The organism is Bradyrhizobium sp. SZCCHNRI1029, assembly GCF_032487555.1.
Classification (GTDB): domain Bacteria; phylum Pseudomonadota; class Alphaproteobacteria; order Rhizobiales; family Xanthobacteraceae; genus Bradyrhizobium.
The window spans coordinates 156,777-172,583 of sequence record NZ_JAUEUK010000009.1; the positions used below are offsets into that span (position 1 = coordinate 156,777).

The following is a 15,807-nucleotide window of genomic DNA, read 5'->3' on the forward strand; positions in this document are numbered from 1 at the left end:
CGGTACAGTCCGTCCGGCGCACCCCGGGCGCTGCGCGGGCCCCTCTCCGGAGCCAACGCTCGTCCTTCTCAGCGAGCCGCATTTGCAGAATTCAGGCCAGTGTCCGGGGGACCATGTCCCCGCTGGACGACCGCGGCCTGTTCATGTCGCAGCGCCCTCAGGCGCCGTAACATCATTGCAAAGTCTCGGTCACCTTTGCAACGAAATTTTAGACAGCATTTCTGTCCTAAACCGCAAGATGCCAAACTTTAACCTATCACACAAGCACTGCGGAGTCCTGAGGTCCGGGCGCCGCACACGCTCATTCCCCGGCAAATCTTCCGCTTCTGCCACTGACCGATCGATCCGGCCGGGCCGGCGATCACGCGCCGCGCTCGATTTTGAAACCTAACGCCCCGATCCCGCCCTCTCGCCGACCCAGGACCGCCGGAATCACGGCAGAACTTCCGCGGCACTTGAGAAGAAGCGAACAGCTTCACGTGCGGGGGCATGCAGGAGCTTTGAGCCATGAAGTTGCTAGTTGGAGTCGTCTCGGCCGCGTTGATCGCGCCGTTTGCCGCGCAGGCCGAGCCGTTGCCGCCACAGGGCGTCCGTGCGCCCTACACGGTGGTCTCCGATTTCGATACGCCTTATTCGGACCTGCCGCCGCCGGCCGTCGTGCCCGCACCGCCGCCGCGTTACGGCTATCGGCCGGGCCCTGACTACGGCTACCGCGACGAGCGCTATGTGCCGCCGGCGCCGGTCTACCGTCAGGACGGTTACCAGCAGGAGTATGGCTATGCACCGGCGTTCCTGCCGGTGCATGAGGTCTATGCGATTCTGCGCGACAACGGTTTCTCGCCGCTCGGCGCACCGCGCCAGCGCGGCAATGTCTGGGTCGTGGCGGTGCTCGATCGGCAGGGCGAGGACGGCAAGCTCGTGGTCGATGCGCGCTCCGGCCGCATCCTCCGCTTCGTGCCGGCGTTCCAATGGGGCGAGGAGTACGAGCGGATGCGCTATGAGCCGAGCCCGCGCGGCGGCCTCGACCGCCTGTCGCCGCCGAGCGTGATCCGGGCCGATCCGCGCCTGGTGCCGCCGATGCCGGCTGCGCCGCGCGTTGCCACCGCGGTGCCGGTCCAGCCGAAGGTGCCGACGCCTGCCGCACGGCCGAGTGCTCCGGCACCGCAGACCGCCGCGCTCAATCCGAAGCCGGCCGAGGCGGTCAAGCCGGTCGCGCCCAGCCCCGCGGACATCAAGCCGGCCGAGGCCAAGGCTTCAGAGGCCAAGCCTTCAGAAGCCAAGGCTTCAGAAGCCAAGGCTTCAGAAGCCAAGGCTTCAGACGCAAAGGCTTCAGACGCAAAACCCTCTGAGCCGAAGCCGGTGCAATCGGCCGCGGCCGCGCCGCAGACGACGGGCTCCGTCGCAGCGCCCACGGCGAAGCCGGTGCCCCAGATCCTGCCGACGGCAAAGATGCCGGCTGTACAGGGTTTGGAATAGAGGCAGTCAGACGGTCTGCCCGGCCGCTTGCCACCACCAAAGCTGTCATCGCCCGGCCTCGACCGGGCGATTTCGTAAACACCGGCATCTCGGTCAGTCACGACTGCCGCGGCGACCTGGATGCCCGCTTTCGCGGGCACGACAGGTCGTTTGGAGCAGCCGATGAGATCCCAGCGCGATCGGTCGCACTACTCGTGCTGACCGGCGGCCTTCAGGATCAGATCAGCGATCTCCTTCGGATGCGACACCAGCGACAGGTGCCCGGCGTCGAGCTCGATCGTGGTCGCCTTCATGCGGTGGGCCAGGAAGCGCTCGAAATCCGGATCGATCGTCTTGTCCTGCTTCGACACCGCATAGAATGACGGCTTGTCGTGCCACGCCGCCTGGGTGGTGCGGTTGCCGAAGATCGTCGCCGCGGTCGGCCATTGCACCGCATAGAGCTCCTTCGCCGTCGTCGCATCGACACCATTGGCGAAGTCCTTCAGGAAGGCGTCCTCGTTGAGCTTGGTCTCGCCGTCGTGGTCGACGATGCCGGCGCGTGCCGGCGGTGTCGGATATTGCCCGGCGAGCTTGACGAAATCCTCGCCCGCAGCGGGGGCCCGGGCCGCGACATAGACCAGCGCGCTGACCTTTGGATCGGTGCCGACCTCGCTCACGACCGTGCCGCCCCAGGAATGGCCGACCAGCACGGCCGGCCCATCCTGCTCGGCCAGGGCGCGGCGGGTGGCGGCCGCGGAGTCCGCCAGGGAGGTCAGCGGATTCTGCACGGCCGTGACCTTGAGGCCGGCCGCCTGCAGATAGGGGATGACCTTGGCCCAGCTCGAGCCATCGGCCCAGGCGCCGTGCACCAGCACGACGTTGTGGACCTTGGGCGGCTGCGCGGGCTCGGCGAGGGCGGGGCCTGCGGAGATCAGCAGCGCGGCGGCGCAGGTGAGGGTGCGAAGAAGGTCCATGTCACGGCTCCAAGCCCGGTTGACGCGAGGCGATCATTGGCGTCTTCGCGAGCTGAGAGCAGGCCGTTACCAGTGGTCACGATCGTTTGACTGCACTGCAGCGAGACATGAAAAAACGCCCCGGTTGCCCGGGGCGCTCCTATTCCAGAATGAGGATGTGCTGTTAGGCGGCGGCCTTCTCGGCCGAGCCTTCGATCACCGGCTGCTCGGCGGCCTGCGCGCCGGTCGAGATCGGAATCGAGCGGGGCTTCTTCGCTTCCGGAATCTCGCGTACGAGGTCGACGTGGAGCAGGCCGTTTTCGAGGCTGGCGTTCTTCACCACCACGTGGTCGGCGAGCTGGAACGAGCGCTCGAAGGCCCGGGCGGCGATGCCGCGATACAGCACCTCGGCCTTTTTGCCGTTCTCGTTGGCGGCCTTCTCGCCCTTGATCGTCAGCGTGTTTTCCTTCGCGACGAGGGAGAGCTCATCCTTGCCAAAGCCGGAGACGGCGACGGTGATGCGGTAAGCGTTCTCACCGGTGCGCTCGATGTTGTAGGGCGGATAGCCGGGGGTGGGCTCGGCGGTGGCCTGGTCGAGCAGCGAGAACAGACGGTCGAAACCGACGGTGGAACGATAGAAGGGGGTGAGGTCGTAGGTACGCATGGTCAAAGTCCTCCATTGAGCGACTGTTGGCTAACCCGCCCGCCATCGGGCCGGGCTGTCGTGCAGCCTGACGCGGCCTGCACGATCTCGATATGGGCCGGACGTTTCGACCTTCAAGGGCGCCCAAGACCTGCTCTTTTTGCCGTTCCACCCCTTGATTCCCGCTGCCTTTCACCTATTCGATGGGCGCCTCATGACGCTCGTCTCGATTCCCGCCAATCCCGTTCCCGAAAACGTCACTGCCGGCACCATCAAGACCCCTGATGGCGCCGAGCTGCGCTTTGCGCGCTGGGCGCCGCCGGCCGGGCGCAAGGGCACGGTGTGCGTGTTCACCGGCCGCAGCGAGATGATCGAGAAGTATTTCGAGACGGTGCGCGATCTGCGCGATCGCGGCTTTGCGGTCGCTATCATCGACTGGCGCGGCCAGGGCCATTCGTCGCGGCGCCTGCGCGATTCCCGCAAGGGCTATGTGCGCTCGTTCTCCGACTACGAGACCGACGTGGAGACCTTCGTCACGCAAGTCGTGCTGCCGGATTGTCCGCCGCCTTATTTCGCGCTGGCGCATTCGATGGGCGGCACGGTGCTGCTGCGGCTCGCGCATGCCGGCAAGCGCTGGTTCGATCGCGTCGTGCTGTCGGCGCCGATGATCGACCTTCCGGACAGCCGCACCGCGCTGCCGGCGCGGCTGTTGCTGCGGGCGATGCGCATCGCCGGACAGGGCGGCCGCTACGTGCCGGGCGGCAACGACGAGATCAGCGGGCTGGCGCCGTTCGTCAACAATCCTCTGACCTCCGATCCGGTCCGCTATGCCCGCAACGCCGCGATCCTCGAGGAGGATCCGACGCTCGGCATCGCCTCGCCGACGGTGGCCTGGGCCGATTCCGCCTTCTCGGCGATGATGACCTTCCGCGGCATGACCTATCCCTCCCAGATCCGCCAGCCGATCCTGATGCTGGCGGCGTCCAGCGACACCGTGGTGTCGACCGCGGCGATCGAGGAGTTCGCCTATCATCTGCGCGCCGGCTCGCATCTCGTCATCGCCGGTGCCAAGCACGAGATCCTGCAGGAGCAGGACCGCTACCGCTCGCAGTTCTGGGCCGCGTTCGACGCCTTCGTGCCGGGCACGCCGCTGTTCGGGTGAGCCGTCCTGCCGTCCGCTGGACACCCCTGGGTCCTGCTAGAGCTACCGGCCACCCCCTCGCGTTGTGACGGCTGGTCGTGAGCAAGGCGCAGAACAGATTGCAGGCGCAGGCGCTGCAGGAGGCGATCCACGCGCTGCGCGCGCGGCAGTTCGCGCGCGCCGAGCAGATCGCCGCCTCGATTCTGCGCACGGCCAGGACCGACCGCGCCGCGCTGCTCGTCCAGGCCCATGCGCTGCTCGGCCAGCAGCGCGCGAACGAAGCGATCGCGGCGCTCGAGAAGGCGGCGCTGCGCGGCAGCGATCCGGAACTCGAGACACTGCTCGGCGCTGCCTTATGCGAATCCAGACGCGCCGCCGACGGCATCGCGCAGTTGCGCAAGACCGCGGCGCGGCGGCCGGCTTTTCTGCCGGCGTTCCAGGAGCTGGCGGGGCGGCTTGCCAAGTCGGGACAGCTCGGTGAAGCCATCGCCGTGATCGAGGAGGCGCTGACGCTGTCACCCGACAGCGTCGACCTCCAGCTCGATCTCGGACGCCTCTCTCTCCAGGCCAATGACCGCGTTCGTGCCCGCACGCACCTGCTGGCGGCGCGCGAGGCCGCGCCGGGACGGCCCGACATCCTGATCGAGCTCGCCTGGGTGCAGTTCCTCGACGGCGACTATGCCGAGGCCGCAGGCACCTACCGCCATGCGCTCGGCCTGCGGCCCGAGGACACGCAGACCCGCGCCAACCTCGCTATGTGCCTGATGGAGATGGGCGACCGCGCCGGGGCCGAGGCGGCGCTGCGCACGGTGGTGCGCGGCCGGCCGCATCTGTTGAGCCGCGCGGCCTATACGATGGTCGTTAGCTCGCATGGCCGCTTCTTTTTCCGGCCGAGCGATGCGGCGAAGTTCCTTCAGGTCGACGGCGCGGCCGCCCTCAAGCCCTGAACCGCTTGCGATAGACGCCGGTCTCGCGCTTCAGCGCCTCGCGCACCTCGTGAATCTCTGCGATTTCCTCTTCGGTGAAGGCCGAGGTCTGCATCGTCCACGCCTGCCGCTTCACCGGAATGCATTGCGCGACCGGCGTTCCTCTCGGGATCACGCCGCGAAACGCCGTGTCGTGCCAATGCGCCGGAAAATGCACGAACGAGTCGTGAAAGCGGTCGCTGTCGACCAGTCCGGTCACGGTGGTGAAGGGCAGGTCGAAGCGGTTGACGGGATGCGTGAACAGCAATGCCCAGCCCTCCGGCGCCTCGATCGTCCAGAGATTGTGAAACTTGAGCAGGAAGCGGTCGGCCTCGAACAGCGGCGAGCCCGTGACCTGCGCGGCGTCGTGGAAGCTGATCGGCGAGCGCGGAAAATCGATCGCGCCGCCCGGCGGCAGCTCGTTGTCCCAGCTGATCCCGCCATCCTCGACCGTGAGATCGCAGATCAGCGGAATGAGGAAGCCCGTCGTCATCGCGTCGATGAAGGGCGGGCAGCGCTTGACGGTCTGCTCCTCGGCCTGGTTGAGCGCGCTGAACGCGGTGGCCGGCATCGTCTTGACCCAGTCGGGAACGCCCATCGGCGCCGGCACCGGCTGCGGAATGAGGCCTTCCAGCTCCTTCGGACAGCGAAATTTCAGCGTGAGCGGATCAGTCTCGGACATGGGCGCCGCGGCTCTTTCGTGGTCGACGGTAGAGGTCTACGCCTTCGGCGCCGAAAGTCCAACGGCCGAGCCTGGGCTTGTCTCTGCTCTATCTCGTCAGATGCGCCTCGGACACCGCATGATTGAACATCGCGTTCAGCGCCGACGTGATGTCGGCGGGCGTGTTCGCCGTATAGAAGAATCCCGGCGAGGCGCAGGCCTTCAGGCTCGGCGGAATCGAAGGAATGTTGCTGTTGGCATAGTCGTCTTCGTCACCGGCGAAGGATGCGTTCACCGGATTGATCACCTGATAGGGAATGTAGAGAACTGAGATGATGATGCCGCGGTTCTTCAGCGGTGTGCAGGAGGTGTTCGGATCGATCACGGTGGCATGATTGCTGCCGGACCATGAGCCATTGGGCACGCCCTTCACTTGCGGGTCTTGCGCGCCGTCGGTGACCAGGAACACGTAGGGCAGGGTATTGGTCGAGGCGCTGCCGTTCCCGACATTGACGATCAGGTTGTTGACGCTGGACAGGGCCGTGTCGATATGCGTTCCGCCCGAGCCGAGAGATGCGTTGGTGTTGGTGTCGAGCAGCGTCGCAAGGTTGGCCGCCGCATAGTTGATGGTGGTCGAATCCGTCGTCGAGCCGTTGATGCTGCTGGTGAGCGGAAAGTAGGAATAGAGATATCGGATGAAGGGGTAGAGGCCGATCCGGAACTGGTTGTTGACCTTCTTGGTGTTGTTCGCCGTGACAAACAGCTGGTTCACGGCATAGCCCACGGCATCCAGCCGCAGCTGGATGCACGCATCCGTCCCATCGGTCGGGCAGTTCGCAACGGTCGCCAGGTTCTTGTACAGTGAGTTCGGCAGGCCGGACACGATCGACGACGGCAGTTGAACGCCCATGGGGTAGTTCTTGTTGGCGGTCAGCAGGTTCTTGTAACCGCTCTGGCTGACGCGCGAGATCGCATAGCCCAGGCAATAGTTGTTCGTGGGATATCCCTGGGTCCCTGAATCGGTGCAAGCGCTATTCTGCGGCGAAAAATGGCACGCCAGCGTGCATCCCGTGGGGTATTGCCTGTAGTTGTCCGGGCTGATGGCCTGCATGCGCTGTGCTTCGGACGATGTCGACGGGAGGCCCATCGAGCCCGAGACGTCCAGCGTCAAATAGAAGTCGAGATAGAGTGGCAACGTGACGGAGGAGGACGATTGGCCGCTGACCGTCAGATTCTGATAGCCGATCACCGTCAGGAACGTGGCCGGCACGTTGGCGGTGAATTGCACCTGCGACGTCAGTGTGGACCCGCTCTTGGTGACGGTGCTGGTCTCGGACGTCAATGTGTAGCCTTGAAAGGTAGAGGCGTTGCCCTTGAAGATGTTGTCCGCCTCCGAGACCCCGGCGGTAACGGTTCCGTCCGACGTCATCGCCATCGCCGCTGTATAGCCTGCCGAGTTGACCGAGATCGAGGCGATGCTCGCGGCATCGGCCGCAGACTGGAGCCTGATCTTCATGCGCATGGCCATGGAGTAGTCGGTCGCGCATCCGATCGCCGTGAGAATCGGCAACAGCGCCAGCGCGAATGTGACCGCGATATTGGCCTTGCTGTCGCGGGAGAAGCGCGCGATGGCGGCGATCGCCCGGCTCGCTGGTCGGCTGATATCCGTCATGCTCTTCCTCAAAAGATCCCGTTGGGGCGGTGAGGACCTGTATTCTTTTCCTTGTTGGCGGTTCCCCGCGGCGATCGTCTCCGCGACTGCTTCAAGGAGACCTGCGGTGAGAACCGGGCACGAGCCCGCCCTCCGCCCGCTCCCCCGGCCGTGAGCAGATGGTCACGCCGTCGCGCGCGGGACCACATGTGGATGTATGCGGACGCCGATTGCGAATTCGGTTGACCTGCGACGAAACATCGCAGGCGACTGTTGCGATTTTGTTTACGTGGCGAGAGAGAGGCGCCGTCCTCCAATACCGTGCCAGCCCATGCATGCGCCTGTCGTCAGCGCGGAGCCGCGCCGACGATCCACCGGAGCAGCCGCTGCTACTTGGTCGACAGCACCTCGCCGAACCGCTCCCACTGCTTGCCGGTGAAACGCATGAACTGCACCTGCTCGACCGGGAGGTGGTCGGTCTCTGACGTGTTGACCTTGATGCCCGGCAGCAGCATCGGCAGTTCGAGATCCTTGATCGACAGCGCCTGCCGCAAAATGTTCTCGCGCGACAGATCGTTGCCGGCCGCCTTCAGCACGTGCTCCAGCACCATGCCGTTGTTGTAGCCGTTGACGTAGTTGGAATCGCGGATGTCGCCGTCGGGCACGTATTTCGCCATATAGTCGCGCCAGCCCTTGACGCCGGCATCGTTGGCCCAGGCGGGATCCAACGGATCCTTGACGTAGGCCGTCGAGATGATTCCGGTGCCGGCCTCGAGGCCCGCCGGCTCCATGACCGATGACATCCACACCGAGACGTTGGTCAGGAACGTCAGCGGGCGCCAGTTGATCTCATGGGTCTTGCGGATCGCCTGCGCGGCGAATTTCGGCGTCGCGGCGATGATCAGCGCATCGGCGCCGGTCGATTTCAGCTTCACGATCTGCGAGTCGATGGTCGGCTCGGTCGACTCGTAGCTTGCGACGGTCACCGTGCTGTCGAAGCGCTCGCCGAGCACGTCCTTCAGCCCGGCGAGATAGTCGCGGCCGAAATCGTCGTTCTGCGCGAGAATGGCAAAGGTCGAATCCGGCTTCGTCTGCAGCGCGTAGCGCGCATACATCCGCGCTTCGTTGCGGAACGGCGCCATCACGCCCATCAAGGCCAGCGGAAATTGCGCAGGGTCGCCGAACTTCGAGGCGCCCGAGGCCACGAACAGCTGCGGCACCTTCTTGCCCTGGAGATACTTGGCGATCGCGGTGTTGTGCGCGGTGCCCATGGTCGAGAAGATGAACGACACCTCGTCGCTCTCGACCAGACGTCGCGTCTGCTCCACGGTCTTGGGCGGCACGTAGCTGTCGTCCAGCGAGATCAGGTTGACCTTGCGACCGTTGATGCCGCCGCGGTCGTTGATCATCTTGAAATAGGCCACCTCGCCCTTGCCGAGGATGCCGAAGGCGGACACCGGCCCGCTGTAGGGCATGGTCTGTCCAATGCGGATCTCGCTGGCGGTGACGCCCGGCTGATCCTCCGCCCGAGCGGGTACGGCGAGGACGGACGCGGCGACCAACAATCCTGCCGCTGCGATGGGGCTTCGCATGGATACCTCCCTGATGGCCGCGCTGCCGGCGGCGTTTTGGCGATGAGCATAGGGGCATGGCGGAGGCCGTGCAATTAAAATATATTTTTTGATGAAAATATACTTTTAGGCTTTGCTAGTGTGAATTGATTGTCCCGCGAGAGTGAGTCGATGTCCGGCAGCGCCACCCAGACCGTCTACGAGCAGTTGCGTGCCAGCCTGCTCGCCGGCCTCTATCGTCCGGAGGAGAAGCTGAAGATCAGCGAGCTCGGATCAGCCTTCTCGGTCAGCACCGGGGCGATCCGCGAGGCGCTGGCGCGGCTCACGGCGGAAGGGCTGGTGACGGCGACGCCGCAGCGCGGCTTCCGCGTGGCGCCGGTCTCGGTGGCCGATCTGCGCGATCTGACCGACATGCGCGTCGAGATCGAGACCAAGTGCCTGCGCCGCGCCATCGCCAACGGTGATCTCGCCTGGGAGTCCGCGGTCGTTGCCGCGCATCACCGTCTGGCCGCGACGCCGATCGCGGCCCATGACGGCAGCTTCTCGCCGGCCTGGATGCTGGCGCATGCCGATTTCCATGCCGCGTTGGCCCAGGCCTGTGGCAGCGCCTGGATGATGCGGGTGCGCGATCTCCTGTTTGCGCACAACGAGCGTTATCTCGATCTCGCCCGCAAGACCGATCGCGGCAACCGCGATGCCGCGCGTGAGCATCGCGAACTGATGGAGGCGGCGCTGGCGCGCGACACCGAGCGCGCGGTGACGCTCATGATGGCGCATCTCGACAAGACCCGGGACACGATCGAGGCGGCGCTGCTCGCAGCGACGGCGATGAATGAGGCGAAGTAGGATCATATCAGGACGCAGACCGCGAACGTCTTCGCGATCCGTTCCGAGCCGGATGTCGCCAGCCGAATGACCGAGGGTCGCCTGACGGCTGCGGCTACTTCATTCGGGGTGACGATGTACTTCCGCTGGGAAACGGGAAGCGTCGAATTGCTCACGCCGCGTATAGATGCGATCGCTCAGCGCGACGCGAACCACCGCGCCTCGCGTGCGGCCGTCGTCCATCCTTGTCGTCGACATCGTGCTCCGTTCAGGGCGAGCTAATACGACGATTCAACTTCTTCGAGCGTCGGCGCTTCCCCCGTCTCGATGCAACTGCAAATCCGCCGTCATTGTTAAGCGGCCTTCATGCCGGGCATGCTGTGCATTCAAGGATGCATTCACCACGCGCCGATCTCTCCAAATTTGGAAACGCCCCGGTAACGCACTGTCCCTCTAGTTAAGTCCACTAACGACATTCAGGAGGAGACATTGATGATGATGATTGTGCGGAAGCTGGTTGGTCCCCATGCGCTCAATTCCGGATTTGGTCTGGTGACCATGTTCTCATTGACGGGCGTGGTCGCTTCTCTCGTGCTGGTCCAGCACGGGGTGAATGTCAGTCCGCCCGCGATGTTCTGATCGGACGGCTCACGACTGCTGACCTTGCCCCAGTTCGGAACGAACTGGGAGTTGGTCCGCAAGACCGGTCCGTCCCGATGTCTTGCGGGCTGCCTGCAACCTATTTCAAGACGAAGTGCCACGGACAGGTCATTCAGGCCGTGAACCGCTCTTCCTGTCGCGTGATCCGATCAGCTCGGCGACGAGCGGATTGGGATAGCGGCGCTGCTGGCTCACGGCGAAGAACTGCTCCTTCAGCGCGCTCAGGCGGGCGCGTTCAACCAGCACGCCGGTACGCAGCTCGTCGATCACGACGATCGACGGCACCAACGTGACGGTGCCGCTCTCGCGGGCCATCAGGCGCAGCATCGCCATGTCGTCGACCTCGGCGGCGATGACCGGACGGATCCCGCTGGATCCGACCAGCGCATCGAAAGCCGAGCGCAGCGCGCTGCCTCGGCCGGGCAGGATCACCGGCGTCGTTGCCAGATCCTGCGGGAATCGGAATAGCGCGGGCTTGGCCGGCTTGCGGCTAACGAGGCTGACGCGCTGCTCATCGATCAGCGTGTTGTCGAAATTGCTGCGCATGTCTGGCGCCGCCGGATGGTTGGCGAGCACGAGATCGAGCTTGTGGGCGTCGAGCTGTTCCAACAGGTCGCTGAACTGACCGGTGTGGATGATCAGCTCGACGTCGCCGCGCCCGATCAAGGGCTTCAGGAACGCGATCTGGAAGTTGCGCGACAGGTTCGCCGCGGCGCCGACCCGCAGCAGCTGCCGTCCCGGCCGCAGGCCCGACAAGGTCTCGATCAGCTCATGGCCGGACTTGAACACGCTGCCGGCATAGTCGAGCGCGATGCGCCCGGCCTCGGTGAGCTGCAGGGTGCGTCCAATGCGCTCGAACAGCTTCTGCCCGAGCTGCTCCTCCAGCGCCTTGACCTGCACCGACAGCGAGGAGGGCGAGACGTTGAGGCGCTGCGCGGCGCGGCTCATGCTGCCTTCGCTGGCGATGATCCAGAAGTAGCGCAGGTGGTGGTAATTCAGATGCGGCACGCAATCATTCTATATTTTATAACGATCAGGTTCAATGATTGAAATTTTAGGAATGAACTGCAGCCCGTAAAGCAAGAGGGAGAGATCGTCCCCTGTGATCAAACGACCGGGCCGCCATGAACCAGCTCCTTCCCTGTCTTGCGGCGCTTGCGCCGCTCACGCTCGCGGTCGTCGCACTCGCCGGCACCGGCGGCAGCGCCAGAACCGTCGCACGTAACGCGATCGCGACCGCCGCGCTCGCATTCGCCCTTGCCACTCTCGCGAGCCTCGGCGCAGCGGTCATGGGGGCAGGGCGGACGCCACTGCTCGGCGGCTACGGCCTAGGGCTGTCGCTGCAGCTCGATACGCTCGGCGCCATCCTCATCATGCTGGTCAGCTTCATCGGCTTCGTCGTCGTGCGCTACAGCCGCAACTATCTCGACGGCGATCCCGGCCAGGTCAGGTTCACGCGCTGGCTGCTGCTCACCCTGGCCGCGGTGCTGACCTTGCTGATCTCCGGAAACCTGGTGCTGCTGCTGGCGGCCTGGATCGGCACCAGCCTGGCGCTCGGCAAGCTGCTGCTGTTCTACGACACCCGTCCGGCCGCGGTCCGCGCCTCGCGCAAGAAGTTCGTGGCGAGCCGGCTCGGCGATGCCTTCCTCGCGGTCGCGGCGCTGCTTCTCTACCTCCGCTTCGGCACGCTGGAGCTCGCCAGCCTCGCTGCGCAGGCCCGCGGCGGAGAAGGGGCGGGATCGGCGATTGTCACGATCGCCGCGCTGCTGATCGTCGCGACCGCGATGCTGAAATCCGCGCAGCTGCCGCTGCATGGCTGGCTTATCGAGGTGATGGAGACGCCGACCCCGGTGTCGGCCCTGCTGCATGCCGGCATCATCAATGCCGGTGGCTTCCTGGTGCTCAGGCTCAGCGACGTGCTGCTGCTGGCCACGCCCGCGCTCGACGTCCTCGCGGTCGTCGGTGGCGCCACCGCGCTGTTCGGCTCGCTGGTGATGCTGACGCAGACCTCGGTCAAGGTTCAGCTCGCTTATTCGACGGTGGCGCAGATGGGCTTCATGCTGCTGCAATGCGGGCTCGGCGCCTTCTCCGCGGCGCTGCTGCACATCGTGGCGCATTCGCTCTACAAGGCGCACGCCTTCCTGTCGTCGGGCAGCATCATCGATCTCGCCCGCGCGTCATGGACGCCGAGCCCCGGCGGCCAGCCGCACGCGGCACGACTGATCCTGGCCTTGGTCGCGGTAATCGGCCTCGCGCTGCTCACGGGGCTCGCCTTCGGCATGACGCTCCGCAGCAACCCGGCGCAGATCGCGCTCGGCTCGGTGCTGCTGATGGGGCTGGTGCACCTGATGGCCAACGCGATCGACGAGCGGCCGAACGCCTTCGTCATCGCCCGCGCCGCGGTGACCGCAGCGGGCGTCGCGATCGTCTACTTCGCGCTGCAGGCCGGCACGGCCTGGCTGGTCGGCGGCAGCATTCCCGCATCGCGGCCGGTCGGTGGTGTCGTGCCGATGCTGATCGCGGCGGCCGTGGTGGTCTCGTTCGCGGCGGTGACCGTGTTCCAGAACCAGATGATGCGCCGCGCCGACGCGCCGTTCTGGATCGCGGCTTACGTCCACCTGCGCAACGGCCTCTATCTCAACACGCTCGCCAACCGCCTCGTGCTGACGGTTTGGCCGCGAAGCGCGAGCTCGCACCTTCCGTCCAAGCCGTAAGCCGGAGATGAAGATGACCCAGGCTGCCCTTGCCATGTCCATGACCGACCCGATCGACACCACCGCCGATGCCGGGCTGATGGCCCGCATCGACAGCGCCTGCCAGCGGGTCGCGCCGTTGTGGCCGCTGAAGCACTTCGTCGCCGTCAATCCGTTCCTCGGCTTCACCTCGCAGAGCTTCGCCGCGACCGCCGCGACGTTCGAGCGCGTGGTGCGGACGCGGATGCTGATGCCGCGCGGCTACTACCGGCAGGCGCTCGACGACGGCCGGATCGACGATGAAGCGCTGGCGCAGGCGCTCGCGCTGCATCCCTCGACCGGGCTCGATGTCGACGCGCTCAAGCAGAAGGCGCGCGCCGAGGCCAGGCTGTCGTCGCCGCCCGCCGTCGTGGCGACGGTCGCCGAGGTGCTCGACCGGCTCGCCGAGGGCGATCGCTACGTCTCGCTGGTCGCCTTCATGATCGACGAGATCTCGGCGTTTTGCGCCACCTATTTCGACGAAGGCCAGGCGAGCTGGCCCAGCCCGGTGCGCAAGCTGAAGCCCTATGCCGCGTGGCGGACGATCGCGGCCTATGACCGCAATCCCGAGGTGATGGGGCTCACCGGCTTCCGCAAGGCGATCGCGGAGCTGCCGGCCGATCCGGTGCAGGCGATCGGTCTGATCGTCGACCGGCTCGGCATCCCCGCGCGCGCGATCGAGGACTATCTGGTGCGGGCACTGTTCGATCTCGGCGGCTGGTCGGCCTATGCCCGCTACATCGGTTGGAACGCGCAGCTCGACGGTCGGCGCGACGAGACGCTGCTGGAGCTGCTGGCGATCCGGCTCGCCTGGGGTTATGCGCTCTATCAGGCGCGCACCGACGACGCCTTCAAGGCGGCCTGGGCGGAGGCCATGGCGGAAGCGGCGAAGCTGCCGGCCGATCAGCGGCTCGAAGAGACGCCGGAGCTTGCGATCGATCTCGTGCTGCACGAGGCCTATGAGATCGCCTTCCGGGCGCGGCTGGTCGGGCAGCTTGCCGCGCATGGCGCAGAGGCGGCGATCCCGCGGCTGCCGGCGCGGCCGGCGTTGCAGGCCGCGTTCTGCATCGACGTGCGCTCGGAAATCTTCCGTCGCGCGCTGGAGACCGCTTATCCGGAAGCCGAGACGATCGGCTTCGCCGGATTCTTCGGCTTCCCGATCGAATACGTCCCGATCGGCCATACCAGGGGCGGCGCGCAATGCCCGGTGCTGCTCAAGCCCGCCTTTATCGTTTGCGAGGCCGTCAAGCATGCCGATGACGTCGAGGCGGCCGAGGTGCTGGGTCTGCGGCTGCTGCGGCGGCGGGCGGCCAAGGCCTGGAAGTCGTTCAAGGTCTCGGCCGTCTCGTCGTTCTCCTTCGTCGAGACCGCCGGCCTCGGCTTCGCCGCCAAGATCGCAACCGACAGCGCAGGTGTCACGCGTCCCGTGCCGTCACCCGTCGTTGATGGTCTCGATCCCGAGATCGCGGCCCGCGTCCAGCCGCGGCTGACACCGGGCGAGCTCGGCGGGCGGGCCACCGGCTTCACCGATCCGCAGCGCGTCGCGATGGCCGAGGCGGTGCTCAAGGCGATGTCGCTGACCGGGCCGTTCGCGCGGCTCGTGCTGCTGGCCGGTCACGGCAGCACCACCGTCAACAATCCGCACGCGTCGGGGTTGGATTGCGGCGCCTGCGGGGGCCATACCGGCGAGGCCAATGCGCGGGTCGCCGCAGCCGTTCTCAACGACTGGCGTGTGCGAGAAGGTCTGCGCGCCAAGGGCATCGACATCCCCGCCGATTGCTGGTTCATCGGAGCGCTGCACGACACCACGACCGATGCCGTGACCTTGTTCGACGAGGACGACGTTCCGGCCGTGCTCGCGCCGGATCTGTCCCGGCTGAAGGCACGGCTCGCGGACGCTGCACGGCTGGCGCGGCAGGAGCGCAGCGCGCTGCTCGGCATCAAGGACGTATCCGACATCGATGACGCGGTGATCGCCCGGAGCCGCGACTGGTCGCAGGTGCGGCCCGAATGGGGGCTCGCCGGCAACGCCGCCTTCATCGCCGCGCCGCGCGCCTTCACCCGCGGCCTCGACCTCGGCGGCCGCGCCTTCCTGCACTCCTACGAGGCCGCCCGTGACGACGGCTATCGCACCCTCGAGCTGATCATGACGGCGCCGATGGTGGTCGCGAGCTGGATCAATCTGCAATATTACGGCTCGACCGTGAACAACGCTGCCTTCGGCAGCGGCAACAAGGTGTTGCACAACATCGTCGGCCAGCTCGGCGTGCTCGAGGGCAACGCCGGCGACTTGCGTGTCGGGCTGCCCTGGCAGTCGGTGCATGACGGCACGCGCTTCATCCACGAACCCATCAGGCTCAACGTCTTCATCGCCGCGCCGGAGAGCGCCATGGACGAGGTCCTGCAGGGTCACCAGGGCGTGCGCGATCTCGTCGTCAACGGCTGGGTGATCCTGCATTCCCTCGGAGAGCAGGGAGCGATCCGGCGTTGCGTGCGTCCGGGCGTCTGGACCGCGGCGTGAAGCCTGCGGTGCGCCCCATGATCAGCAGG

The 15,807-nt window shown here is 66.1% G+C and carries 13 protein-coding genes; 7 read left to right on the forward strand and 6 right to left on the reverse strand.

What is annotated here, in order from left to right:
• Positions 1–507 precede the first annotated feature (507 nt).
• Positions 508–1,476: a hypothetical protein gene (locus QW861_RS24880; RefSeq protein WP_315753658.1), complete on the forward strand. Its 969-nt coding sequence runs from the start codon at positions 508–510 to the stop codon at positions 1,474–1,476.
• Between the two features lie 188 nt (positions 1,477–1,664).
• On the opposite strand, the gene QW861_RS24885 is transcribed toward QW861_RS24880, so the two are convergent.
• Positions 1,665–2,429, reverse strand: a complete 765-nt coding sequence (locus QW861_RS24885; RefSeq protein ID WP_315753656.1) for an alpha/beta hydrolase — start codon at positions 2,427–2,429, stop codon at positions 1,665–1,667.
• A gap of 163 nt (positions 2,430–2,592) precedes the next feature.
• The gene (locus tag QW861_RS24890) at positions 2,593–3,072 is read right to left on the reverse strand and encodes an Hsp20 family protein (RefSeq protein ID WP_315716558.1); all 480 of its coding nucleotides are present in this window, start codon (positions 3,070–3,072) and stop codon (positions 2,593–2,595) included.
• Positions 3,073–3,265: 193 nt separating this feature from the next.
• Here QW861_RS24890 and QW861_RS24895 point away from each other — a divergent pair, with 193 nt between their 5' ends.
• Positions 3,266–4,213: an alpha/beta hydrolase gene (locus QW861_RS24895; RefSeq protein ID WP_315716559.1), complete on the forward strand. Its 948-nt coding sequence runs from the start codon at positions 3,266–3,268 to the stop codon at positions 4,211–4,213.
• A gap of 77 nt (positions 4,214–4,290) precedes the next feature.
• Positions 4,291–5,139 carry a tetratricopeptide repeat protein gene (locus tag QW861_RS24900; RefSeq protein WP_315753654.1) on the forward strand — a complete coding sequence of 283 codons (849 nt, stop codon included), beginning with the start codon at positions 4,291–4,293 and terminating at the stop codon, positions 5,137–5,139.
• Here the strand turns inward: QW861_RS24900 and QW861_RS24905 are convergent.
• From QW861_RS24905 to QW861_RS24915, 3 genes are all read right to left on the reverse strand, one after another.
• Entirely contained in the window at positions 5,129–5,839 is a 711-nt protein-coding gene (locus QW861_RS24905) for a hypothetical protein (RefSeq protein ID WP_315753652.1), read from the reverse strand. The genes QW861_RS24900 and QW861_RS24905 overlap by 11 nt on opposite strands.
• Positions 5,840–5,927: 88 nt before the next feature.
• Positions 5,928–7,490: a TadE/TadG family type IV pilus assembly protein gene (locus tag QW861_RS24910; RefSeq protein ID WP_315753763.1), complete on the reverse strand. Its 1,563-nt coding sequence runs from the start codon at positions 7,488–7,490 to the stop codon at positions 5,928–5,930.
• A 368-nt stretch (positions 7,491–7,858) separates the two neighbouring features.
• Positions 7,859–9,061 (reverse strand): ABC transporter substrate-binding protein, encoded by a 1,203-nt coding sequence (locus QW861_RS24915; RefSeq protein ID WP_316193592.1) that lies wholly within the window; start codon positions 9,059–9,061, stop codon positions 7,859–7,861.
• 150 nt (positions 9,062–9,211) lie between these two features.
• Here QW861_RS24915 and QW861_RS24920 point away from each other — a divergent pair, with 150 nt between their 5' ends.
• Both QW861_RS24920 and QW861_RS24925 read left to right on the forward strand, forming a co-directional pair.
• Complete coding sequence (locus QW861_RS24920) at positions 9,212–9,886, forward strand: GntR family transcriptional regulator (protein ID WP_316193593.1); 675 nt, start codon at positions 9,212–9,214, stop codon at positions 9,884–9,886.
• Between the two features lie 471 nt (positions 9,887–10,357).
• Positions 10,358–10,504, forward strand: coding sequence for a hypothetical protein (locus QW861_RS24925; RefSeq protein WP_315716719.1), 147 nt, complete (start codon positions 10,358–10,360; stop codon positions 10,502–10,504).
• A gap of 129 nt (positions 10,505–10,633) precedes the next feature.
• On the opposite strand, the gene QW861_RS24930 is transcribed toward QW861_RS24925, so the two are convergent.
• Positions 10,634–11,533, reverse strand: coding sequence for a LysR family transcriptional regulator (locus tag QW861_RS24930; RefSeq protein WP_316193594.1), 900 nt, complete (start codon positions 11,531–11,533; stop codon positions 10,634–10,636).
• A gap of 116 nt (positions 11,534–11,649) precedes the next feature.
• Between QW861_RS24930 and QW861_RS24935 the strand changes: the two genes are divergently transcribed.
• On the forward strand, positions 11,650–13,239 hold the full coding sequence (locus tag QW861_RS24935) for an NADH-quinone oxidoreductase subunit L (RefSeq protein WP_316174970.1): 1,590 nt from the start codon (positions 11,650–11,652) through the stop codon (positions 13,237–13,239).
• Positions 13,240–13,252: 13 nt separating this feature from the next.
• Positions 13,253–15,778, forward strand: coding sequence for a DUF2309 domain-containing protein (locus tag QW861_RS24940; protein WP_316193595.1), 2,526 nt, complete (start codon positions 13,253–13,255; stop codon positions 15,776–15,778).
• Positions 15,779–15,807 lie beyond the last annotated feature (29 nt).